Origin of the sequence: Nocardia puris (assembly GCF_036051655.1) — a bacterium.
GTDB classification, from domain to species: domain Bacteria; phylum Actinomycetota; class Actinomycetes; order Mycobacteriales; family Mycobacteriaceae; genus Nocardia; species Nocardia puris.
The window spans coordinates 1445145-1469136 of sequence record NZ_CP107943.1 but is presented as its reverse complement, the minus strand read 5'-3'; the positions used below and the strand labels follow the sequence as shown (position 1 = coordinate 1469136).

Sequence of the window (23992 nt, the reverse complement as noted above, 5' to 3'; positions counted from 1 at the left end):
AACGGTGTGTCCTGGAACACCGGGAGCGGTCGGGCCTTGGAATGGTGGCGGCCCGGGTGTTACCTTCATGAACATGTCCGCCAGCCGTCACATCGCGCCGCGGGTCACCTATGTGACCGCCGCGCTGGGCCTTCGGCTGCCGTTGACGCGGGAACTGTGTTGTCGCTGCCCCCGCAGCTGAGCCGGTTTCCGTACTCGCTCGCTGCACCGTCGCCGCACGTGTAGGCACGACCCGCTTCGAGCGGGTCTTCAGCGAGGAATCTTCACATGTCCATCCCCACCCTGGAGCGATCCGTTTCGCGGGTTGCCACCGGCCGTGTCCGTGTTCAGCGCCCCGTCGTCGCGCCGGAACTCCGTATCTCCGACAACCCCGCCGCCGCGGTGCTCCGCGCCGCCACCGCGGGTCCGATCTCCCGCGACAACGCCGCCCGCACCACGGGTTTGAGTATCGCGACGGTCAACCGTCAGGTGTCCGCGCTGCTCACCGCCGGTCTGCTGCGGGAACGCCCCGACCTGACCGCCTCCGGTGCCGTCGGCCGCCCCCGGGTGCCGTTCGAGATCGACCACGACACCTACATCACTCTCGGCATCCACATCGGCGCCGCCGCCACCAAGATCGTGGCCGCCGACCTGCGGGGCCGCATTCTCGGCGGTCTCGCCATCGCGACGCCGCAGACCGGTCAGGAATTCGCCACCACCACGGTGGCGCGCAGCGCGCGAGCCTTCCTACAGCGCTGGCACCGGCGAAAACCACTCTGGGCCGGCGTCGCCATCGGCGGCCGCGTCGACACGCTGACCGGCGTGGTCGACCACCCGAAGCTGGAGTGGCAGGGCGCCAAGGTCGGCGCCGTACTCGGTGACGTGCTCGAGCTGCCGGTCTCGGTGGCCCCGCACGTGGAGGCCATGGCCGCCTCCGAGCTCCTGCTCCCCACCCCGGAACTGCGGGAGGGTGGCGAGCGCGGCAGCAGCCTGTACTTCTACGTGCGCGAGACCGCGGGTGTCGCGGTCACGCTGGACGGCCGCGTGCACACCCCGAGCAACGGCCCGGGTTCCATCGCGCACCTGCCGACCGGTTCCGACGTGGAATGCACCTGCGGCAAGCGGGGCTGCTTGGAAGTGACCGTGGGTGACCGGGCGCTGCACGCGCGCGCGGTCGGACGCGGAATCATCCCGGCGCACAACGGCACCGCGGGCACCACCATCGCGGACCTGTATCGCGCGGCGTCGGGCGGTTCGGCGCAGGCGCAGGAGCTGCTGGCCGAACGCGCCACCATGCTCGGCCAGACCGTCGCCTTGGTGCGCGACATGCTCAACCCCGACCGGGTGATCCTGGGCGGGCAGGCGTTCACCGGGTACCGGCCGGGCATCGCGCACGTCGCGCAGGCCTTCCGGCAGAGTTCCACATTGCCGTCCACCGACATTCGCATCAGCGGCTTCGGTGGCAAGGTGCAGGAGTTCGCCGCGGTGGTGACCTCGCTCAGCTCGCTCTACGCCGATCCGCTCTCGGCCATGCGGCGCGTCACCGCGGTCGACTGAGCAGTCGAGGAAAGGTCCGGGTTCCCCAGGGAGCCCGGACCTTTCGTCAGTTCTCCCCGAAGAGTCCTTCGACGGCGATGATGAAGTACGGGAAGTGCGCGGCGAACCGGTGCAGGTTCGGGTCGCGCTCGAATCCGCCGAACCAATAGAGGCCCGGGTGGGCGTCGGCGGCGGGATTGAGGTCGCGGAAGGCGCGGATCCAGTTGTCCCCGCGCCCGCCGATGACCGTGAAGGGCAGCCCGCGCGAGAACACCGTCTCCTGGTCGGTCGGCGGAATCCGTTCGGGGCGAACGGCATCCAGGCCGCGTTGCAGCGCCCGCACCTGCCCGGCCAGCTGCCTGCCGTGGGCGGTGCGCACCGGAAGGTACTTGGGCAAAAACAGCGTCGCGACACCCGCCAGCGCGACGGCCACGCCGACCAGCGCCGCCCCGCCGGCGCTCGCGAGGGCGACCGTCGCGGCGACGCCCGCCACCACCAGCGCGCCGCCGATCCAGGTGGCCGGGGCGATCCCCGACCGGTCGGTGAACGCGCCGTTGTCGACGGCGTCGGCGATCATCGCCGCGCGGATGGGCGCCGGGTCGACCCGGCCGCGCAGTTGGCCGACGGTCACCGCGTCCGTGCCTTCGGGCAGAATCGCCTCGTAGACGGCATTTTCGTAGTCGCGCAGCTGATCGTCGGGTGCGTTCACTCTGGTGATGCGCCAGTCGTTCTCGGCGATGCGGTCGATCCACAGGTAACGGCGCACCGCGAGATCCACGACGGTGGCGGCGATGTCGACCGGATCAGCGTGCTCGTCGAGCAGCACACCGGCCTCGCCGGGCAGGATGCCCTCGGGCGAGGTGAACCGCACCTCGCCCGACTCCTCGCGCAGCGGGTCGATGCTGTCGGTGCCCGCGAGGGCGGCCGCGTCGGCGCGGCGGGCGCGCAGCACGTACGCCGCGAGCCCGGCCAGCGCGGCGAGCAGCGCGCCGAACGCCAGCAGCACCGGCGCGGTCACCGAGAACGGCCCGGGTTTACCGAGATCCTCCACATCGGCGTTGGCGGGCACCGTGCCGGGCGGCAGCTGGAGGGTGAGGTCGATCGCGTCGCCCTTGTTCAGATCGGTCTGCTCCAGCCAGAGCACGCCGTCGGCCTCGATCCGCACATCGGCGCACGGCCGGGTGTTGCCGGGCGGGCCGAGTTTGCAGTCCACGATGGCCATTTCGAAGCTGGGACTGATCACCGACGCGCTGATCGCGGCGATATCGGTGTTGAGCACGCCGAACCAGTTGAACACCTGGGTGCCCGGCGCGTCGCTGACGGTGTTGTGGATCGAATACGAGTAGGTCGACTGCCCCGGGGTGGCGTCGATGGTGAACTGCTCGTCGGCGACCTGCGCGGTGCCCGCCCCCTGCGCCTGGATGTCGGTGACCTGGAAGCGGCGCTCGATATCGCCGTCGAGTTGCAGTCGCAGCGGCAAGGATTGGGTGAAGTGCTCGCCCTCGGGCACGGTGACTTCTTCGACCACTTCGAGCACACCTTCGCGGCTGAGCTTCAGATCCGCGACAATCGTGATCCCGTCGGGTGCGGGCTGGCTCTGGGCCGCCGGCGCGCTCGCCAATCCCGCCGCGGCGAGAAGCAGCACGCCTACGGCGGCCCCCCGGAATGTCAGCATGGGTGCCTACTCTAGACAGGTTGCTATCCTGCGTCAGCGGCTGTCGGCGAAACATCGGAGACGAGGGGGTACGGGGGAGTGACCCAACCACCGTACGGATATGGACCGGTTCCACCCGGTGGGCGTCCGGTCCCGCCGCCCGGGTATGGGCAGCGCCCCGGTTACGGCCCCCCGCCCGGATATCCGCAGCAACCACCCGGTTACGCGCCGCGCCCGGCCTACGGTCCGCCGCCCGGGTACGGCCGGCGCCCCGCCGATCCGCCGCAGGGCGGCTACCGCCCGCCGATGCCGCCGCCCCTGCCCTACGGCCCGCCCGGCCAGGCGCCCCGTCCGCCGCGTAAGAGCGGCGGATCGAAGATCGCCGGTGTGCTGTTGCTGATCGTGGCCGTGGTGGTCGCGGCGTTGGTGCGCAACGGTTTTCGCATGATCGACCGCGATGATCGCGCGACGGGTCCGTCCTCGGGGATCACCTACGAGGAGGGAACCCAGGGTCCCGCCGAGACGGGCGCCAACCCGCTGGTCACCGGCCCGCACACGCTCATCCCCGCCGACTGCGAATACACCCGCTGGAGCACCGATGTCGAGGTCGCGCGCGCGTTCTTCGACACCGCCGAACAGTGCCTCGAGGACGCCTGGAAGCCGGTGCTCGACCAGGCGGGACTGCCGTTCACCCCGCCCACCGTGCACGTCAGCGCCTCCACGCAGGGCATCAAGACGCCCTGCACCGGCACCACCACCGACTTCGCCGCGTTCTACTGCCCGGCCAACAAGTCCATCTACATGCCGATCAGCCAGTTGCAGACCGATCTGTTCAAGGACAACTGGGTGGTCTACCTCTCGGTGTTCGCCCACGAGTACGCCCACCACGTGCAGTCGGTGTCGGGCATCCTGCGCGCCGCCAACAGCGAGCGCGTGGACGCGGGCACCCGCAGCGCGCGCGGGCTCGAGCTCTCGCGCCGAATCGAGTTGCAGGCGCAGTGTTTCAACGGCATGTACCTCGGTGCGTCCGAGGACGGCGGCGGGCTGAGCTCGTCGCAGATCACCGTCGCCCGCCGCGACGCGTTCGGCCGCGGCGACGGCCCCACCGACGCGCGCGATCACGGCACGCCGGAGAACAGCGGCAACTGGTTCGAGGCGGGCGTGGACGAGAACCTCACCACCGAGTGCAACACCTTCACCGCGCCGGCCTCGGAAGTCAACTGAATCCGCCGCTCCGCCAACGGGTTCAGCCCTTCTTCGCCAGATCCGGACTGGGTGCGGGCGCGGCCGGTTCCGCGTCCTCGGTGAGGCCGATCTTCGCGTGCAGCTTGGCCAGCGGCGCGGGCGCCCACCAGTTGGCGGTGCCGAGCAGGCGCATCAGGGCCGGGGCCAGCATGCCGCGGATGACGGTGGCGTCCACCAGCACCGTGAGCGTGAGCCCGAGGCCCATGAGCTGCATGAACGACACCTTGGAGGTGATCATCGCGCCGAGCACGATGGCCATCAGCAGGGCGGCGGCGGTGATGATGCGCCCGGTGCGGGCCACGCCGAGCGCCACGGCGCGCGTGTTGTCGCCGGTGCGCAGCCACTCCTCGCGAATCCGCGAGAGCAGGAACACCTCGTAGTCCATCGACAGGCCGAACGCCAGGCAGAACATGAGGATCGGCATGGTCGGCACCAGGTAGCCGACGGCGGTGAAGCCGAGCAGCCCGGACAGGTGCCCCTCCTGGAACACCCACACCATGGCGCCGAACGCCGCTGTCAGCGAGAAGGTGTTGAGCACAAGCGCTTTCACGGGCAGCACCACGCTGCCGGTGAACAGGAACAGCACGAGCAGGGTGGTGAACGCGATGAGCGCGGCCGCGATGGGCAGGCGCGCGCCGAGCGCCGAGAGCGCGTCGTCGTTGATCACCGCCGCGCCGCTGTAGAGCGCGGGCACGGGCGGTTCGACGGCCCGGATCATCTCCAGGTGCCGCGCGCCTTCCTCGGAGTACGGGTCGAGTGCGCTGCTGACGGTCAGGTAGGTGACCGAATCGGTCGCCATACCGGGCGGCGCGGGCGCGGACAGGCTGCCCGCGAACGTGCCCGCGCTGGAGAGCACCGCGGGGACGTCGGGCAGTTGCGCGAGTTCCTTCGCGTAGGCCGCGATCGGTTCGGGGCCGCCGGTGTAGTCGTCGAGCACGACGTACACCGCCGAAACCGGGTCGGCCTGTGGAAAATTCGAGCGCAGTTCGTCGCCGACCTGTCTGCTCTCCGCCGAGGTGGGCAGCACCCGGTCGTCGGGGTAGCCGAAGGCCAGGTTCAGGAACGGCGAGCCGACCACCAGCAGCAGCGCGATGATGATCGTCGCGAACGGAATCGGGTGGCGCATCACCTTCGACACCAGGCGGTACCAGCCGGTGTCCTCCGGGCGCGGCGCCGCGGTGGGGGCGGGCCTGCGCAGCAGCCGCCGCACCGGCACCCGCAGGTCGAGCGAGTTGACGCGGTGTCCGAGCAGCACCAGCGCGGCGGGCAGGATCAGGATCGAGGCCACCGCGGCGGCGGCGACCACCGCCACGCCCGCGTAGGCGAACGACTTGAGGAAGTACAGGTTGAACACGCTCAGCGCGGCCAGCGACAGCGCGACGGTGAGCGCGGAGAACAGCACCGTGCGCCCGGCGGTCTGTACGGCGCGCACGGTCGCGGCGGTCACGTCGCGGCCCGCGGCCAGCTCCTCGCGATAGCGGCTGACGATGAACAGGCTGTAGTCGATGGCCAGCGCCAGGCCGAGCGCGGTCGTCATGTTCAGCGCGTAGATCGACACGTCGGTGATCAGCGTGAACAGCCGCAGGATGGCCAGCGCGGCGGCGATCGCGAACAGGCCCACGGCCAGCGGCAGCGCGGCGGCGATCAGGCTGCCGAACACCAGGATCAGCACGATCATCGACAGCGGGATCGCGACCGCCTCGGCGATCGCGAGATCGCGCGAGGTCTGCACGGTGACGTCGTTGTAGACCGCGGCGGGCCCGCCCGCGCGCACGGTGACACCGTCGGCGGTGCCCGCCAGGCGATCGGTCAGCTCGCCCGCGATCTTCTGCATCTCGGTCTCGTCGCCGGTGATCGCGGCCAGCACCAGCGCGCTGTTGCCGTCGGCCCCGCGCAGCGCGGTGTTGTAGGGCGCGGGCGTCGTCCAGTACGACTGCACGCCCTCCACGGCCGGTGTATCGCGCAGCTCCTCGGCCAGGCGCTGTCCGGTGTCGCGCGCGGCCTCGGTGTCCACGCCCGCCGGGGAGTCGACCAGCAGAACGTAGTTCGGCGTCGCGCCGGGGAAGTGCTCCTCGAGCACACGCGAGGCGCGCAGGGACTCGGCGTCGTCGGAGACGAATCCGCCCGACTTCAGGTGGCTGGCCGCCGTGGCCCCGAACAGCCCGGCCAGCACCGCCACGGCGAGCGCGCCGAGCAGAATGGCCCGCGGATGGCGGGTGGCGAACAGAGCGATCCGACCGAGCATTACATCCCCTCGTTGGTTGCGCCGTCAGCGTAAGACGGGCGACCAGGGGTGAAAAGATCTGTGTCCCGGATCACGCACCGGCCGTGCGGCGGCGCGACAGCGCGCGCAGGCCGCGGCGGCCCGGCACCGGCAGATCGTCCTCGATCGCGATCCACTCGGCCGTGGTGAGCCACAGGCGCTGTGCGTGGGCGTCGGCCGTGTCGTGGAAGATCCGGTGGCCGCGGTCGTCGCGCGCTTCGTCCGCGAGCGCCGTCCAGTGCGGCGGGTGGCCGTGCGCGTCCCGATGGTCGGCCAGATAGCCCGCCACCAGGGTGCCGATCGTGTGCATCGGGCGCAGCGAGACCCGCTTGCCGAACGGGGCCGCGTGGAATCGCCGTGCCGCGCACAGCGAGTGCGGACTGGCGTTGAAGGCGATCCAGCCGGCGCGCTGGGCGCGTTCCACCAGCCACAGGTGCTTGACCGCGTTGGGCGCGACCGGGCCGATTCGTGCGGCGATGAGCGCGGTGACCGGCTCCGAGGTGAGGATGTCGCGGCGGGTGGGGCCCGTGCCGTGCTCGGCACAGTGCTCGTGCGCCAGCCGCGCCAGCACCTTGCCGAACTCGTCGATGCTGCGCTGGGCGCGTCTGCCCAGGCGCTCGATGCGCGCGGCCTCGCGGCGCATCTCGTTCTGCGCGGTGAGGGTGCGGATCGCCGCCATGGTGGGCACCTGGCCGCGTTCGAGCAGTTCCAGGATGGCCGAGGCGGTCATCGGATCGGCGGCCGCCGCCACGGGTAGCGAATCGCGTTTGAGTGCGTACTCCTGCGGATTGATCGCCCGGCTGAGCAAGCCGACCGCGGCGGTGTTGCCCGCGAAGTCGGTCTGGGAGAGCCAGGCGGCGGCGATTTCGTCACACGACGGCACGGTGGCGCGGACCTCCGGGAGGCGCGGTGGGATGCGGCGATGTGGTGCGAAGGTTGTGCCCCGGCCGGGATGAGGGACCGGTCGGGGTCACCAACCTGATGAAGGTTTGGCTACCGAAGTTGCCATTGCCCACGGTAGCCACGGCGATCCGGCCGTGTCGATTCCGGTGATTGATTCGTTATGTCGGCAAATCGGCGGTGAATCGGGGTGTGAGTTCGGTCGACTCCCGGCGGAGGGGACCGGTCGGCGGAAATAGTTCGGTCGGTCGCGGGACGGCGTGCGGGATCGCGGGTGGGTTCGGCCGCGCGCGAGCGGTTCGGCACGGGCGAAGAAGTCGCCGGGAATCTTGTTAGATATGTCACATTCTCGCGGGCGTCCGGCGCCTTCGCTCGCCCGGGTCCGCGTGGGGGCCGGTCGCCGCCCGGCCTGTCGGTGGGCGCCGGTAACCTCTGGCCGTGGCTCTGTACCGGAAGTACCGACCGGCAACGTTCGCTGAGGTGGTGGGTCAGGAGCACGTCACCGACCCGCTGAGTACCGCGCTGGACACCGGGCGGATCAGTCATGCCTACCTGTTCTCCGGTCCGCGCGGCTGCGGTAAGACCTCCTCGGCGCGCATCCTCGCGCGCTCGCTGAACTGCGTGCAAGGCCCCACCTCGCGGCCCTGCGGCGTCTGCCCGTCGTGTGTGGCGCTCGGGCCGGGCGGTTCGGGCAATCTCGACGTCATCGAACTCGACGCCGCGAGCCACGGCGGCGTCGACGACACCCGCGAACTGCGCGACCGCGCGTTCTACGCGCCCGCCGAATCCCGCTATCGCGTGTTCATCGTGGACGAGGCGCACATGGTCACCACGGCGGGCTTCAACGCACTGCTCAAGATCGTGGAAGAGCCGCCCGCCCACCTGATCTTCATCTTCGCCACCACCGAGCCCGACAAGGTGCTGCCGACCATCCGCTCGCGCACCCACCACTACCCGTTCCGGCTGCTGCCGCCCGCCACCATGCGCGGGCTGCTCGGCCGGATCTGCGAACAGGAGCACGTGCCGGTCGAGGAGGCGGTGTATCCGCTGGTCATCCGCGCGGGCGGCGGTTCGCCGCGCGACAGCCTGAGCGTGCTCGACCAGCTGCTGGCCGGCGCCGGGCCCGAGGGCGTCACCTACAACCGCGCCGTCGCGCTGCTCGGCGTCACCGACGTGGCGCTCATCGACGACGCGGTCGCCGCGCTCGCCACCGACGACGGCGCGGCGCTGTTCGGCACCGTCGACCGGGTGATGGAGGCCGGGCACGACCCGCGCCGCTTCGCGGTGGACCTGCTGGAGCGGTTCCGCGATCTGATCCTGCTGCGCGCGGTGCCCGACGCCGCCGATCGCGGGCTGGTCTCCGGCCCCGGCGACGTGCTGGACCGCATGCGTGAGCAGGCCGAGCGCATCGGCTCCGCCACCCTCACCCGCTACGCCGAACTCCTGCACGAGGGTCTGGGCGAGATGCGCGGCGCCACCGCCCCGCGCCTGCTGCTCGAAGTCATCTGCGCCCGCATGCTGCTGCCCTCGGTGTCCGACGCGGAATCCGCCACGCTGCAACGCCTGGAGCGCCTGGAGCGCGGATTCGCCGGCGGGGTGCCCGCCCCGTCGGCAGCGGCCCCGGCCGCCGCGCCGCGCACGGAATCTCCGCGCCCGTCCGGCGGTGACCCGTCCCGCCGCCGCGGAGCGGAAGCGCTCGCCGCGCTGCGCGAGGAGAAGTCCGGACGCCCCGGAAAGGGTGATGCCGCAAGCGGTTCCGGCCCGGACCGCCCGGATTCGCTCGACAATGCCGCAGGTCGGCGTCCCTCGGGTGGTGGACCGGGGCGCGGTGACGACGCGGTCGGCTCGCTGCGGGCGGAGCACTCCGCCTCGGATACGCCCCATGAGTCGGAAGTCGCCGCCGGACATGAGCGAGCCGGGGGTGCGACGCGACCCGATGCGCAGAACCTGAGCGCCGGTGATTCGCCGGCGCCGCCCGGTGGCGTGCACTCGGCGTCGCCGGGCGTCGCCGGAGCCGAGCAGCCCGCGGGTCAGGATCGCCCGGCCTCCCCCGAGTCGCGCGTGGGTGAACCGAGCCCGGTGCCCGAGCGGCCGAGTGCCGATGTGCCGACCGAGAGTATTTCGGCGCGGCCCGACTCGGCGGCGTCGAGTGCGGCGCGCGGGGCGGAAAGGGGCCCTGCGGAGACTCCGTCGGCGGGTGTGCGGGCGGCCGGGGCGGGCTCCGGCGCCGGGGCGTCCGGTCCTGTGGAGGGCGCTGTGAGTTCGCCGGCGGGCGGGCAGGAAACCGCCCATCCGGGTGACGCCGCGCATCAGGAGAACGCTCGACCCGCCGCGCGGCAGGCCGAGTCCGCCACGCAGCAGCCCGAGGCCTCCGCTCTGCATGCTGAATCCGGCGGACATCACGCTGGGCCCACCGCACACGGAGCCGAGTCCGCCGCTCGACGCGCTGAATCCGGCGCGCAACATGCTGCGCCTGCCGCCGGACAAGCTGATTCCGCTGGTCGAGTTGAGCCCACCCCTCAGCAGCCGGAGCCCACCACCCGGCAGGCCGAGTCCGCCGCGCAGCACGCTGACCCTGCGGTCCGGCGGGGTGAATCTGCGGATCGGGCCGAGCCCACCGCGCAGGTGTCCGAATCTGCCGTGCCCGCAAAGGCTTTCGAGTCGGCCCCCATGCGGGCCGCTGAGCCGGTCGGCGCGCCCGAACCCACTCCGGCAATGCCCGCGGCAGCTCCCGCACCCTCGGAACCCGAAGCAACGCAAGCAGATTCGTCCGGTGCGCCGGACGGTGAAGAGCTCAGGCGCGCGGTCGAAAGCGCTTGGGGAGACATCCGGGCCAAGGTGCGGGAGTTCGGGGCGGCGGTGCACGCGCTGCTGTCGGGGGCGTCGGTGGCCGGGGTCGAGGACGGCGTCATCGTGTTCGCGCACCAGCACGCGCCGCTGGCGCAGCGGTTGTCGGATCCGCGCAATACCGAGGCGGTGCGATCCGCGGTGCGCGCGGTCCTCGGCCGCGATCACGAGATCCGGTGGGTGGTGGCCGGTGCCGCGGCGCAGGCCCCGCGCGGCCGGGGCGGTCAGGGTGGCCGAAGCGGCCAAGGTGGTCAAGGGGCCGCGACGGATCGTCCTGCCCAGGGCAACCGGGCCGCGGGCACTCGCGCCCCCGCGGCGCCGTCGCGCCCGCCCGCTCCGGAAGGTAACCGGGAGTCGAACACCCCGCCGCGCTATTCGCGCCCGAGCCAGGCGAAGGCGGGCGGCACCGGCGGCGGCAGGCCCGCCCCGCCACCCCGCTCGGGAGGCGACGACGACATCCCCCCGCCCGACTACCCCGACCTACCCGACGACCCCGGTCCGGGCAGCTATCCGCCGCCCGATCCCGTCGAGTACGCGCCCGCTCCCGCGGTACCCGGCCCGCTGACGGCCGAGGAGGAGCAGGAGATGCTCGCCGAGGCCGCCAAGCCGGTGGCCCCGGAGGACCGGCGCGACCCCGACGAGGTCGCCCTGGAGTTGCTGCGCTCCGAGCTGGGCGCGACCCGGCTCGATGGTTGACAACCACCGCCTCGACACCGTTAAGTTAACCGGAGTTCGCACACGACGGTAGTATGAACGGGTGGCCGTGAACTCCGGTGTGACGAGGTTCTATGGTTAGCCCAGGCGTACGGGCGACCCTGGGACGTGCGTCCGCCGGTGTTCGCCATGATTTGTACAGCGTTATGCGGTGCGGACCACGGGCACGGGCGAGCACCGTCAACTGAATACGGACGGTCGGTCCCATGGCCGGTCGGCGAGGTTGTCCGCGGCCGTGCCGCACATCGCGGTGCAGGCGCACCCCAAGGAAGGAACACTCCGATATGACCACAGAGGCCTACATTTACGAGGCCATCCGCACTCCGCGCGGCCGCGGCAAGAAGAACGGTTCGCTGCACTCGGTCAAGCCGATCGACCTGACTGTTGGTCTGATCCAGGAGCTGCGCAACCGCTTCCCGAACCTCGACGAGGATCGCCTGTCGGACCTGATCCTCGGCGTCGTGAGCCCGGTCGGCGACCAGGGCATGGACATCGCCCGCACCGCCGTGACCGTCGCGGGCCTGCCCGACACCGTCGGCGGCTTCCAGCTCAACCGCTTCTGCGCCTCCGGCCTCGAGGCCGTGAACCTGGCCGCGCAGAAGGTGCGCTCGGGCTTCGACGATCTGGTGATCGCCGGTGGCGTGGAGTCCATGTCGCGTGTCGCCATGGGTAGCGACGGTGGCGCCTGGGCCCTGGACCCGGCCACCAACTACGACACCTACTTCGTTCCGCAGGGTGTGTCCGCCGACCTCATCGCCACCATCGAGGGCTTCAGCCGCGACGACGTGGACGCCTACGCCGTGCGCTCGCAGGACCTCGCCGCCAAGGCCACCACCGGCGGCTACTTCGCCAAGTCGATCGTGCCGGTCAAGGATCAGAACGGCCTGGTCGTGCTGGACCGCGACGAGCACATGCGCCCCGGCACCACGGCCGAGGACCTGGCCAAGCTCAACCCCTCCTTCGCCGTGATCGGCGAGATGGGCGGCTTCGACGCGGTGGCGCTGCAGAAGTTCCACTTCGTGGAGAAGATCAACCACGTCCACCACGGCGGCAACAGCTCGGGCATCGTCGACGGCGCCGCCCTGGTGCTGATCGGTTCGGAGGAGGCCGGCAAGGCCTCGGGCCTGACCCCGCGCGCCCGCGTGGTCGCGACCGCCACCAGCGGCGCCGACTCCACCATCATGCTGACCGGTCCCACCCCGGCCGCCAAGAAGGCCCTGGCCAAGGCGGGCCTGACGCTGGACGACATCGACCTGGTCGAGATCAACGAGGCGTTCGCCTCCGTGGTGCTGAAGTTCCAGAAGGACCTGAACATCCCGGACGAGAAGCTGAACGTCAACGGCGGCGCCATCGCGATGGGCCACCCGCTGGGCGCCACCGGCGCGATGATCACCGGCACCATGGTGGACGAGCTCGAGCGCCGGGGCGGCCGCTACGCGCTGATCACCCTGTGCATCGGCGGCGGCATGGGCGTCGCGACCATCATCGAGCGGGTCTGACCCAACCGAACAGCTGAGACGTAAAGACACAGGAGACACAGAGCTGTGAGCGAAACCAACATGATCGGTTGGGAGCAGGATTCGGACGGCATCGTCGTGCTGACGATGGACGACCCGAACCAGGGCGCCAACACGATGAACGAGCTGTACAAGAAGTCGATGACCGCCACGGTCGAGCGGCTCGAGGCCGAGAAGGACAACATCACCGGCGTGGTGCTGACCTCGGCCAAGAAGACCTTCTTCGCCGGCGGCGACCTGAAGAACATGATGAAGGTCGGCCCGGACGACGCGCAGGCCCTGATGGACGAGCTGGGCGAGATCAAGGGCGCGCTGCGCCGCCTCGAGCAGCTCGGCAAGCCCGTCGTGGCCGCCATCAACGGCGCCGCGCTGGGCGGCGGCCTGGAGATCGCGCTGGCCACCCACTACCGCATCGCGGCCGATGTGAAGGGCTCGCAGATCGGCCTGCCCGAGGTCACCCTCGGCCTGCTGCCCGCGGGCGGCGGCGTGATCCGCACCGTGCGCATGCTCGGCCTGCAGAACGCCCTGATGCAGGTGCTGCTGCAGGGCCAGCGCAACCGTCCGGCCAAGGCCAAGGAGATCGGCCTGGTCGACGAGCTGGTCGGCACCGTCGAGGAGCTGATCCCGGCCGCCAAGGCGTGGATCAAGGCCAACCCCGAGGGCGGCGTGCAGCCGTGGGACAAGAAGGGCTTCAAGATCCCGGGCGGCACCCCGTCGAGCCCGGCGTTCGCCGCCAACCTGCCCGCGTTCCCCGCGAACCTGCGCAAGCAGATCAAGGGCGCGAACATGCCCGCCCCGCGCGCCATCATGGCCGCGGCGGTCGAGGGGTCGCAGGTCGACATCGACAACGCCTCGCTCATCGAGTCGCGCTACTTCGTGCACCTGCTGACCGGCCCGGTCGCCAAGAACATGATCCAGGCGTTCTTCTTCGATCTCCAGTCGATCAATAACGGCGGTTCGCGTCCGAAGGACGTGCCGCAGAAGGAGATCAAGAAGATCGGCGTGCTCGGCGCCGGCATGATGGGCGCGGGCATCGCCTACGTCTCGGCCAAGGCCGGCTACGACGTGGTGCTCAAGGACGTCACGATCGAGGCGGCCGAGCGCGGCAAGAACTACTCGGAGAAGATCGAGGCCAAGGCGCTCTCGCGCGGCCGCACCACCGAGGAGAAGTCCAAGGCGCTGCTGGACCGCATCACGCCGACCGCCGACGCGGCCGACTTCGCGGGCGTGGACTTCGTGATCGAGGCCGTCTTCGAGAACACCGAGCTCAAGCACAAGGTGTTCCAGGAGATCGAGGACATCGTCACCCCCGACGCGCTGCTGGGTTCCAACACCTCCACGCTGCCGATCACCGGTCTGGCGACCGGCGTGAAGCGCCAGGAGGACTTCATCGGCATCCACTTCTTCTCGCCGGTCGACAAGATGCCGCTGGTGGAGATCATCAAGGGTGAGAAGACCTCGCCCGAGGCGCTGGCGCGGGTGTTCGACTACACCCTGGCCATCAAGAAGACCCCGATCGTCGTCAACGACAGCCGCGGCTTCTTCACCTCGCGCGTGATCGGCACCTTCGTCAACGAGGCGATCGCCATGCTCACCGAGGGCATCGAGCCCGCGACCATCGAGCAGGCCGGTCTGCAGGCGGGCTACCCGGCCGCGCCGCTGCAGCTCTCGGATGAGCTGAACCTCGAGCTCATGCAGAAGATCGCCAAGGAGACCCAGGCGGCCGCCGAGGCGGGCGACACCACCATGGGCAAGCAGCGCCACCCGGCGCAGGACGTGGTCGACTACCTGGTCGAGCAGGGTCGTCCGGGCCGCCTGAAGAAGGCCGGCTTCTACGAGTACGACGAGGACGGCAAGCGCCTGGGCCTGTGGCCCGGTCTGCGCGAGCACTTCAAGACCACGGCCGACTTCACCGTGCCGATCCAGGATCTGATCGACCGCATGCTCTTCATCGAGGCGATCGAGACCCAGAAGTGCTTCGACGAGGGTGTGCTCGAGACCACCGCCGACGCCAATATCGGGTCGATCTTCGGCATCGGGTACCCGGCCTGGACCGGTGGTGTGCACCAGTTCATCGTCGGTTACCCCGGCGGCCAGGAGGGCTTCGTGGCCCGCGCCGACGAGCTGAAGGCCAAGTACGGCGACCGCTTCGAGGTGCCCGCCTCGCTGCGCAAGTAGTACGCGCGTCAACGGCGAAGCCCGCCACCGCTTTTCGCGGTGGCGGGCTTCCGCCTTTCGCGGGTCCCGGTGAGCGGACTCTTCCGGTTCCGTTCACCCTGTGGTCCGGCGCGGCCGATACGGTGGGGGACCGTGACGGTTCGCAGACGTATCGGTTCGATTCTCGCCCTGACGGTCGCGATAGGCGCGCTGACCGCGTCACCGGCCCATGCCCAGCCGGGCGTCCGCCTGCTCGGCCACCAGACGATCGCGCACGGTTTCGAGTTCGAGGGCACCGTCGTCGGCGGGCTGTCGGGCATCGACTACCGGCCCGCCACCGGCGATTACGTGCTGATCAGCGACGACAGGTCCGAGCGCGGCCCGGCGCGCTTCTACACCGCCCGCGCCGCCGTCGGCGCGCACGGGCTCGGCGCGGTCGAGTTCACCGGCACCCGCCCGCTGCTCTCCGCGAACGGCGCGCCGTACGCGCCGAAATCGGTGGACCCGGAGGAGATCCGGGTCGACCCGTGGTCGGGCGACTTCTTCTGGACGCAGGAGGGCGAGCGCGCCGACGGTGTGCTCGACGACCCCGCCGTGCGCGTTTCCCGCCCCGACGGCGCCTTCGCGGGTGAGCTGCCGATCCCGGACAACGAGCGGATGCGCCCCGACTCCGGTCCGCGCCGCAACGCCGCGCTGGAGGCCGCGACGTTCGCCGCCGGCGGCTCGCTGTTCGTCACCGCGCTGGAGGGACCGCTGCTCGAGGACGGACCGGACGCGACGGTCGCGCACGGCGCGCTCACCCGGATCACGGTGCAGGGCAGGTTCGGTCCGCCGCTGGCCCAGTTCGCCTACCCGCTGGAGCCGGTGTTCACCGAGTCGAGTCCGGAGCCAGGTCAGGGCACCAACGGCGTGGCGTCGATCCTGGCCGCCGACCCGCTGGACCCGGCCCGGCTGCTGGTGCTGGAACGCTCCTTCGTGGTGGGCGCGGGCAACAAGATCCGGATCTACGAGGCGGATCTGGCGGGCGCGACGAACGTGCTCGACGCCCCGCTGGCGGGTGCGCGCCCGGTGGCCAAGCGCCTGCTCGCCGACCTCGGCGAGGTGGGCCTCGCGCACGTCGACAACGTCGAGGGCATGACCTGGGGTCCGCGCCTGCCGTCGGGGGAGCGCACGTTGATCCTGGTCAGCGACGACAATTTCGCACCGGCCCAGGTGACCCAGGTGATCGCGCTCGCCGTGCGCTGAGGCGCGCCGCGACAATTTCGCCCAACCCGCACGCGGTCGCGCTACGTTGGAGTATGCGCAGGCAATTCGGACATCGCGTGGGTTCGCGCGGGGACGGTTGCCCGCACCCGCCACGATCGCCGGTGACGCCGATTCGATGTGAATTCGAGGTGGTCACGTGAATCCAGAGCCGGGTTCGGGCCGGTCGAGTCGCGAAGGGACGCCGGCCGATTCGGACACCCAGCGCAGCGAACCCCTCGGGGTCGCCGACGACCTGGAGTCGATGGGCCTCACCGGTGCCGTGGAGATCGGGCGGGGTGGGTTCGGCGTGGTCTATCGCTGTCTGCAACCCGCGCTGGACCGGGTGGTCGCGGTGAAGGTGCTGTCCTCGGAGATCGGCATCGAGAGCCGGGAACGGTTCCTGCGCGAGGAACAGGCCATGGGCCGGCTCTCCGGGCACCCGAACATCGTGGACATCCTCCAGGTCGACGTGACCGCCACCGGCCTCCCGTTCATCGTGATGCCGTACTGCACACGGGGTTCGCTGGAAACGCTCGTCCGCGATCACGGCCCGCTCACCTGGGCCGACTCGCTGCGCGCCGGGGTGAAACTGGCGGGCGCGATCGAGAGCGCGCACCGCGCCGGGATCCTGCACCGCGACGTGAAACCCGCGAACGTGCTGCTCAGCGCGTACGGCGAACCGCAGCTCACCGATTTCGGCATCGCCCGCATCCCGGGCGGCTTCCGCACCTCGGGCAGCCTGATCACCGGCTCGCCCGCGTTCACCGCGCCCGAACTGCTGCGCGGCGACGAGCCGACCGTGCGCTCGGACGTGTACGGGCTGGGCGCCACGCTGTTCGCCCTGCTCACCGGTCACGCGGCGTTCGAGCGGCAGGCCGGCGAGAAGGTGGTGGCGCAGTTCCTGCGCATCACCACCCAGCCGGTGCCCGATCTGCGCGAGCAGGACATCCCCGCCGATGTCGCCGAGGTGATCGAGCAGGCCATGGCGACGGACCCGCAGCGGCGGCCCGCGTCGGCGTTCGAACTGGGGTCGCTGCTGCGCGCGGTGCAGGAGGCGCACGGCCAGGTGCCCGACGAGATGGCCTTGCTGGACCCGGCGCTGGTCGAACCCGCGGGCGAGTCGGCCGCCCACACCACCGGGTCGCTGGTGACCGCCCGGCGCAGTATGCCGTTGACGTTGCGCCCCACCGTTTCTCCGTCCGGCAATTCGGTGACCTTGCCGCCGACCGCCGCGACGAAATTCCGCCCGCCCACCCCGGCCCGCGAGCCGGTGCCGCGCCCCCGCCTGCTCGACACGCTGCGCGCGGGCGGGCGGCGCAGGCTCGCCGTGATCCACGCGCCCGCCGGGTTCGGCAAGAGCACCGTGGCCGCGCAGTGGCGGGCCGAGCTGGACGCGGGCGGGGTGCCGGTGGCGTGGATCGGCGTCGACCACGACGACGACAACGAGGTCTGGTTTCTCGCCCACCTCGTCCAGGCCATCCGCCGGGTGCGCCCCGATATCGGCGCGGGCCTGGAACAGGCGCTGGAGGAGCGCCCCGCCGACGCGGCCGCCTACGTCGTGTCCACCCTGATCGATGAGATCCACGGCAGCGGGCAGACCATCGTCGTGATCGTCGACGACTGGCACCGCGTCACCGATCCCGGCGCGCATCGCGCCATGGCCGCGCTGCTCGACAACGGTTGTCACCACTTGCGTTTCGTGGTCATCAGCCGCGAACAGTCGGGTCTGCCCGTGAGCCGGATGCGGGTGCACGACGAACTGGTCGAGATCGGTTCGGCCGCGCTGCGGCTCACCCGGGCCGAGACGCGCCAGATCCTGGTGGAGCGCAACGGTTTCGACCTCACCGACGAGCAGGTGCGCCGGATCCACGAGGTGACCGACGGCTGGCCGGCCGCCATCCAGCTCATCAGCCTGTCGCTGCGCGGCGACGCCGATCCCGAGGCGCTCATCACCACGCTCTCCGACGGCAGTCACGGCCTGCGCGAATACCTCGCCGAAAACGTGCTCGACACACTGGAACCGCGGATGCTGGACTTCCTGTCCGCCATCTCGGTGACCGAACGGGTGTCGGGGTCGCTGGCCGCGGCGCTGTCCGACGACAGCGAGGCCGAACTGCTGCTCGAGCAGGCCGAGCAGCGTGAGCTGTTCCTGCGCCGCATCGACCACGACCCGGAGTGGTTCCGGATGCAGCCGCTGTTCGCCGAACATCTGCGCGCCCGGCTGGAGCGCACCCAGCCGGGGAAGCTGAAGTCGCTGCACCGCAAGGCTTCTCGCTGGTACGCCGAGCACCAGATGCTGCGCAAGTCGGTGGATCACGCGCTGGAGGCCGCGGATCTGAAGATGGCGCTGGACCTGCTCGAGGTGGGCGGGATGGACCTGATCGACGGGTCGCGGCTGGCCACGCTGCTCGGCACCGTGTCGAAACTGCCTGTGCAGCAGGTGGCTTCGCGATCGAAGCTGCTGATGGCGGTGGCGCGGGCCAACGTCAATCTGCAGCAGTCCGGTGCGGCGCGCACCGCGCTCGGGCGGTTGTCGGGCATGCTGGCGCGCGGGTCGTCCGGTGACGAGGACGTGGAGCGACAGCGGTGCGAGGCCGAGGTCCTGGCGGCCGCCGATCTGGTGGCGCGCGACCACACCGAAGGCGTGCAGGACCGGGTCGCGGGCTGTCTGGAGCGCGCCGATCAGCTGCCCGCCTGGACGGTGTCGACGGCGGCGAACCTCGTCACGTTCGTGCGGCTGTGCGAGTTCGATTTCGACGGCGCGCGCGAAATGCAGGACTGGGCAGCGGAGTACCACGCCGAATCCAAGGATCCGCTCGGCGCGGTGTTCGGGTTGTGCGGGCAGGGCGCGGCCGCCTACGAGCAACTCGATATCGACACCGCCGCGCGCTGCTACCAGCGGGCGTGGGAGATCGCGCGGGTGCGGGCGGGGCCTCGGTCACACGCCGTGCGGGTGGCCTCGGCGCTGCTCGGCGACTTGAACTATCGGCGCGGTGATCTGGACGCCGCCGATCGGTTGCTCGACGAGAGTCACCGCCTCGTCACGCGGATCGGCCCGGTGGATTTCCTGATCTCGACGTTCGTCGTGGGCGCCAGGGTGAAGGCGGTGCTCGGCGATCTCGACACGGCCGCGTCGCGCCTGGACGAGGGCGCGCGCCTGGCCGCCGACCAGCGGTTGCCGCGCCTGGCCGCGCACATCCGCGGGGAGCGGTTGCGGCTGGGGTTCCCGGTCGAGCCCGCGCGCGACGCCGAGTCCGATCGGCTCGGGGGCCACCGCCTGCACCGCGCGACAGGTGCGGTGGCGTTGACTGCCGAGGCGGAGGAGATCGCGGCCATCCGCGGACTGCTCGCCGCCGACCCGTCCGCCGCCGACGATCTGGCCGTGCGTCATGCCCGCGCCCTCTACGGCCGCATGGTGGAGCAGCGCAGGCCGCGCGCCGAACTCGACACCGCCCTGCTGCTGGCCGAATGCCTGGCCGCGGCGGGCTGGGTGGGCGAGGCCACCGGCATGCTGCTGCCCGCCGCCGCCACCTGCGCCCGCCTCGGCTGGACCCGCCCCCTGCTGGACGCGGGCCCCGGCGTGCTGGCCATCCTGCGCGTCCTGCACGGCGACGGCCACACCGAGGAGAACACCCTCCCGGCCGTCTTCCTCGCCGAACTCCTCGACTGAGCGGGGTTCGCCGGTGGGACGTCATCACCACCGGTCGAATGGGCGACCGTCACTCCAACGATCCGCTTCGTGCCGACCGGACGGTTGGAGCTCGGGCCCCGGTATCGGCCCCTTCTCCGGCCGCCGATCCCCGGCCACGGACCTGGGGGCTACGGCTCCCACCAGGGGCGGAGGGGGACGGTCCAGGTGCCGTCGTCGGGGAGACGGACGCCGAGGACCTGGTGGAGCTGGACGACGTTGCGCTGGAAGCCGAGCCGGGAGCCGGCCATGTACAGGCCCCAGACCTTGGCGGTGCCCTCGCCGGCCTCCGCGACGCAGGCGTCCCAATTGGCGACCAGGTTCTTACTCCATTCGTGCAGGGTCAGCGCGTAGTGCTCGCGCAGGTTCTCCTCGTGCAGGACCTCGAGGCCCACGTTCTGGATGTCGGAGATGATGCGGCCGGAACCGATCAGCTCCCCGTCGGGGAACACGTAGCGGTCGATGAAATCGCCCGCCTTGGTGGTGCGGGTGTTGTCGGGACGGGTGATGCAGTGGTTCAGGAACAGCCCGCCCGGCCGCAGCTTGCCCTTGATGTACTCGAAGTAGAACGGGTAGTTGTGCACGCCGATGTGCTCGGTCAGGCCGATCGATGACACCGCGTCGAACTCGCCCTCGGGCACATCGCGGTAATCGGAGTGGCGCACCTCGGCCAGTTCGCTCAGACCCTCCTCGGCGATCTTGCGCTGGGCCCATTCGGCCTGTTCGGCCGAGAGCGTCGCGCCGATCACCCGCACCCCGCGCTTGGCCGCGTAGCGCACCATGCCGCCCCAGCCGCAGCCGATGTCGAGCAGCCGGTCGCCCGCCTTCAGGCGCAGCTTGTCGAACACCAGCCGGTACTTGTTCTCCTGCGCGCGCTCCAGCGACCAGTCCGCCTCGCCGTAGGCCGCGCAGGTGTAGGTCATCGACGGGCCGAGCACGTGCTCGTAGAAGGTGTTCGAGACGTCGTAGTGGTGGTGGATGGCCTCGGCGTCGCGAGTCTTGGAGTGCCGCAACCCTTCCAGCGCGATCCGCCGCCAGCGCGGCAGCGTCTCCTGCGGCGGCGGGGCGATCGGCTTGAGCCGCTCCCAGCCCAGCGAGCGCGCGATCGCGACCAGCGCCAGCGCCGACGGGCGGCGGAACTTCATGTCCCGCATCGCCACCAGGATCGGGTAGGGGTCGCCGGGATGCACGCCGGTGGCGGTCATATCGCCGGAGATGTAGGCGCGGGCCATGCCCAGATCGCCGGGCGCGGTGGCCAGGTAGTTGATGCCGCGCGGCGTGCGGATGTCCAGCGAGTAGGGCGAATCCTCGGGACCGGTCGCGCTGCCGTCGTAGGCCGTGAGGCGGATCGGGACCTCACCGTCGATGAGGGTCTCGAAGATCTCGGCAATGCTGAGCTTCATCCCCGGGTCCGGTAGCTTTCCGGTCCGCGCGTCCTTGAACGTCGTCATTTGCGTTGCACCGCCTTCGAATACAAATCCAGCAGCCGCTGGTTCGGGTCGTAGCGTTTCTTCAGATCGGTGTAGACCGAGCCGCCGTACAGCTCGGCGAACTCGGCCTCGTCGTAATAGGCATCCGAGTAGAGCGATTTGTGGCCGTCGAACTCGGTCACGGTGCTTTCGATCGCGCGGTTGGCCGCACCCTCGGGCTGCCCGGGAACGGTGGGCACCGCCGACCAGAAGCCGACGTTGACGTAGGTGCGATCCGGCTGGATAGGGTACAGCGGCCAGGGGCGTTCGTCGGCCGCGCCGGGGGCCGCCGTGTCGCGCAACCGCAACGGGCACAGCCACACCGGCTCGATCGGGATCTCGCGCAGGAACCATTCCATGAAATCGGCGGTGCGCTCGACGGGCACCTCGATGTCCTGCACCACCCGCTCGCGCGGCGGATTGCCCTTCCTGGCCTCCAGCTTGTCGCCGATGTTGTATTTGTGGTCCAGCGCGACGAGCTTCCAGTAGAAACTGCTGCGCCGGTAGCGCTTCGGCCAGAACCGGCGGATCTTCGGGTTCTGCGTGCCGAACGCCCGCGAGCACCAGAACCAGTCGGTGTCCCAGCGCCACAGGTAGTCGTGGATGGTGAGCCGGTCGCGCTTGGGCAGCGCCGAATCGTGCTGCAGCGAGCGGTAATAGATGTCCATGCCGGTGTAGTCGCTCACCGGGCCCGGCTCGTCGGTCTGCCTGCCCAGCGTCAGGTAGCTCTCGCCGGCGCTGAACACCACGCCGTCGAGGTAGTCGACGCGTTCGCCGCCGTGGGACTTCTCGTCCACGATGCGCGCGATGGCGGCCTCGAGTTCGCGCAGGTCGTGGAAGCGCAGGTGCCGCAGCGCGACGTAGGGCGGCACCGGCTCCAGCTCGATCTTCAGCCGCACGGCGTAGCCGAGGGTGCCGTAGGAGTTGGGGAAACCGTGGAACAGGTCGGCGTGCTCACCGTCCGGCGTGGCGGTGACGATCTCGCCCGCGCCGGTCAGCACGTCCATCTCCAGCACGGATTCGTGCGGCAGGCCGTTGCGGAACGAGGTCGATTCGATGCCGAGCCCGGTGACCGCACCGCCCAGGGTGATGGTCTTGAGCTGCGGCACCACCAGCGGCGCCAGCCCGTAGGGCAGCGTCGCGGCGACCAGATCCTCGTAGGTGGTCATGCCCGCCACCTCGGCCGTGCCGGCCTCCGGATCGACGGCGATGACCTTGGTCAGACCGGAAACGTCCAGGCCGGGGGCGGTGTTCTTCGCCCTCGCCCGGAACAGGTTCGAGGTCTTCTTGGCCAGGCGCACGTTGGCGTGCTCGGGTATGGCGCGGTAACTCGCCAGGAGGCGATCCACACCCGCTCGGTGCGCGGCGAACCCTGATTCGTGTGCGGCCGGAGTGTGACCGGCCTTCCCCAACAGACTCACTGCCACCCCTCGACGCTAGTACGCCCCGTCACGCCCGGCCAGCGAGAAATGATCTCCCAGCGAGAAATGTCACGGGAATGTTGCATCGGGAACACCGGACGTTGTGGATGGCAGTAGGCGCTGCGGACGCCCGGCCCGGTGTCGCCGCTCGGATGCCTGAGTCGGATGGTGACCCGGAACCGGCTGTGGCCCGGCGCGGCGCGGCGACGGATGTTCAGCACGGCTGGCCGGGCGGCGGGTTGCCGGGCTGTCGCGCGTACTGCGGCCGGTAGGGCCGGCCCGTACGCGAAATTCCGCAGGCTGTCCCCTCTGGAACGATCGAACGCGGAAGCCCGGCAAGGCCGAGGGCGCACCACCGTCCGCGCGGGCGACAGGGCAGGATAGGGGGCGGTCGAGACACGCACCCGGGACAGAGGAGCTCATTGTGGGACAGGTCAGCGCCAGCAGTTCGATCACCGTCGCGGCGGATCCGCAGCGCACCCTCGAGGCCATCGCCGACTACGAGACGGTGCGCCCGCGCATCCTCTCCGCGCACTACCGCGACTACAAGGTGATCGAGGGCGGCAAGGGCGCGGGCACCGTGGCCCAGTGGACCCTGCAGGCCACCGAATCGCGCTCGCGCGACATCAAGGCGGCCGTCACGGTGTCGGATTCGATCGTCACCGAGCGCGACGCCAACTCCACGCTGGTGAACACCTGGACCGTCACCCCCGACGGTGCGGGCGCGCAGGTCACGCTGCGCACCACCTGGCAGGGCGCGGGCGGCGTCAAGGGCATCTTCGAGGGCATCTTCGCCCCGCTCGGCCTGAAGAAGATCCAGGCCGAGGTCCTCGGCAACCTGCAGCGCGAACTGGCTTGAGCCGCACCGTGACCCGGGGTTCACCCCGGGTCACGGGAAGTGTGCGCCGCCGCCCGAGCGCGCCTGGGCGAGTCCCGCTGAGCCGGACATGTTTTCGCCCCGAATACTCCCGGACCCGCACTACCGCCGGAACCGCGCCGATCAGCTCGCGCCGATGTCGAACAGATTGCCCTCCGGATCGGCGAGGGTGGTCCAGCGCCCGCCGTGCTCCTCGAAATCGCCGATGTGTTGGGCGCCCAACGCGATCGCGCGGTCGATGTGCTCGCGCCAGTCGGCGGCGGACAGGTCGAGGTGCACGACGTTCTTGCCCGGCGTCTTGTCCGGCACCTGGATGAACATCAGGATCGGCGACATCCCGGCCGCCCGCCCGACCGTCGCGAAGTAGGGATTGGGGTCGGGATCCACCTCGAGTTCCAGCAGTCGCGCCCAGAAGTCGGCGAGCGCGGCCGCGTTCCGGCAGTCGACGGTGATATTGGCGATGGCCAAGGACATGGTGGT

The 23992-nt window shown here is 70.6% G+C and carries 14 protein-coding genes; 8 read left to right on the top strand and 6 right to left on the bottom strand.

Annotated elements, in window-relative coordinates; genetic code table 11:
• The first annotated feature begins 267 nt into the window (after window positions 1–267).
• On the top strand, window positions 268–1536 hold the full coding sequence (locus tag OHB21_RS06425; RefSeq protein WP_195126148.1) for an ROK family transcriptional regulator: 1269 nt from the start codon (window positions 268–270) through the stop codon (window positions 1534–1536).
• Between the two features lie 46 nt (window positions 1537–1582).
• On the opposite strand, the gene OHB21_RS06420 is transcribed toward OHB21_RS06425, so the two are convergent.
• Window positions 1583–3190, bottom strand: a complete 1608-nt coding sequence (locus OHB21_RS06420) for a DUF2207 family protein (protein WP_067507835.1) — start codon at window positions 3188–3190, stop codon at window positions 1583–1585.
• 285 nt (window positions 3191–3475) lie between these two features.
• Here OHB21_RS06420 and OHB21_RS06415 point away from each other — a divergent pair, with 285 nt between their 5' ends.
• A complete protein-coding gene (locus OHB21_RS06415; protein ID WP_067507833.1) occupies window positions 3476–4393 on the top strand; it encodes a neutral zinc metallopeptidase in 918 nt (305 codons plus the stop codon).
• A gap of 22 nt (window positions 4394–4415) precedes the next feature.
• On the opposite strand, the gene OHB21_RS06410 is transcribed toward OHB21_RS06415, so the two are convergent.
• Together OHB21_RS06410 and OHB21_RS06405 are read right to left on the bottom strand one after the other, a co-directional pair.
• On the bottom strand, window positions 4416–6659 hold the full coding sequence (locus OHB21_RS06410) for an MMPL family transporter (RefSeq protein WP_195126149.1): 2244 nt from the start codon (window positions 6657–6659) through the stop codon (window positions 4416–4418).
• 70 nt (window positions 6660–6729) lie between these two features.
• Window positions 6730–7560 (bottom strand): hypothetical protein, encoded by an 831-nt coding sequence (locus OHB21_RS06405; RefSeq protein WP_067507829.1) that lies wholly within the window; start codon window positions 7558–7560, stop codon window positions 6730–6732.
• Window positions 7561–8015: 455 nt separating this feature from the next.
• On the opposite strand from OHB21_RS06405, the gene OHB21_RS06400 reads away from it, so the two are divergent.
• The 5 genes from OHB21_RS06400 (at window position 8016) to OHB21_RS06380 (ending at window position 19727) form a co-directional block, all read left to right on the top strand.
• Complete coding sequence (locus OHB21_RS06400; protein ID WP_324192180.1) at window positions 8016–11120, top strand: DNA polymerase III subunit gamma and tau; 3105 nt, start codon at window positions 8016–8018, stop codon at window positions 11118–11120.
• A gap of 302 nt (window positions 11121–11422) precedes the next feature.
• A complete protein-coding gene (locus tag OHB21_RS06395; protein ID WP_067507827.1) occupies window positions 11423–12637 on the top strand; it encodes an acetyl-CoA C-acetyltransferase in 1215 nt (404 codons plus the stop codon).
• 45 nt (window positions 12638–12682) lie between these two features.
• Window positions 12683–14833 (top strand): 3-hydroxyacyl-CoA dehydrogenase NAD-binding domain-containing protein, encoded by a 2151-nt coding sequence (locus OHB21_RS06390; protein WP_067507825.1) that lies wholly within the window; start codon window positions 12683–12685, stop codon window positions 14831–14833.
• Between the two features lie 132 nt (window positions 14834–14965).
• Window positions 14966–16057, top strand: coding sequence for an esterase-like activity of phytase family protein (locus OHB21_RS06385; RefSeq protein ID WP_195126150.1), 1092 nt, complete (start codon window positions 14966–14968; stop codon window positions 16055–16057).
• A gap of 157 nt (window positions 16058–16214) precedes the next feature.
• Window positions 16215–19727, top strand: coding sequence for a protein kinase domain-containing protein (locus tag OHB21_RS06380; protein ID WP_324192182.1), 3513 nt, complete (start codon window positions 16215–16217; stop codon window positions 19725–19727).
• A gap of 149 nt (window positions 19728–19876) precedes the next feature.
• On the opposite strand, the gene OHB21_RS06375 is transcribed toward OHB21_RS06380, so the two are convergent.
• Window positions 19877–21196 (bottom strand): class I SAM-dependent methyltransferase, encoded by a 1320-nt coding sequence (locus OHB21_RS06375; RefSeq protein ID WP_328437835.1) that lies wholly within the window; start codon window positions 21194–21196, stop codon window positions 19877–19879.
• The gene (locus OHB21_RS06370; RefSeq protein ID WP_195126185.1) at window positions 21193–22635 is read right to left on the bottom strand and encodes an FAD-binding oxidoreductase; all 1443 of its coding nucleotides are present in this window, start codon (window positions 22633–22635) and stop codon (window positions 21193–21195) included. Before OHB21_RS06370 ends, OHB21_RS06375 begins: the two co-directional genes overlap by 4 nt.
• A gap of 424 nt (window positions 22636–23059) precedes the next feature.
• Here OHB21_RS06370 and OHB21_RS06365 point away from each other — a divergent pair, with 424 nt between their 5' ends.
• Window positions 23060–23494 (top strand): SRPBCC family protein, encoded by a 435-nt coding sequence (locus OHB21_RS06365; RefSeq protein ID WP_067507819.1) that lies wholly within the window; start codon window positions 23060–23062, stop codon window positions 23492–23494.
• A 141-nt stretch (window positions 23495–23635) separates the two neighbouring features.
• Here OHB21_RS06365 and OHB21_RS06360 read toward each other — a convergent pair whose 3' ends face one another.
• Window positions 23636–23986, bottom strand: a complete 351-nt coding sequence (locus OHB21_RS06360) for a VOC family protein (RefSeq protein ID WP_195126151.1) — start codon at window positions 23984–23986, stop codon at window positions 23636–23638.
• Between the last annotated feature and the right edge of the window lie 6 nt (window positions 23987–23992).

Coding starts and splice junctions, on each gene's coding strand:
- OHB21_RS06425 (WP_195126148.1), top strand. CDS start 268: ATGTCCATCCCCACCCTGGAGCGATCCGTTTCGCGGGTTGCCACCGGC.
- OHB21_RS06420 (WP_067507835.1), bottom strand. CDS start 3,190: ATGCTGACATTCCGGGGGGCCGCCGTAGGCGTGCTGCTTCTCGCCGCG.
- OHB21_RS06415 (WP_067507833.1), top strand. CDS start 3,476: ATGCCGCCGCCCCTGCCCTACGGCCCGCCCGGCCAGGCGCCCCGTCCG.
- OHB21_RS06410 (WP_195126149.1), bottom strand. CDS start 6,659: ATGCTCGGTCGGATCGCTCTGTTCGCCACCCGCCATCCGCGGGCCATT.
- OHB21_RS06395 (WP_067507827.1), top strand. CDS start 11,423: ATGACCACAGAGGCCTACATTTACGAGGCCATCCGCACTCCGCGCGGC.
- OHB21_RS06375 (WP_328437835.1), bottom strand. CDS start 21,196: ATGACGACGTTCAAGGACGCGCGGACCGGAAAGCTACCGGACCCGGGG.
- OHB21_RS06360 (WP_195126151.1), bottom strand. CDS start 23,986: ATGTCCTTGGCCATCGCCAATATCACCGTCGACTGCCGGAACGCGGCC.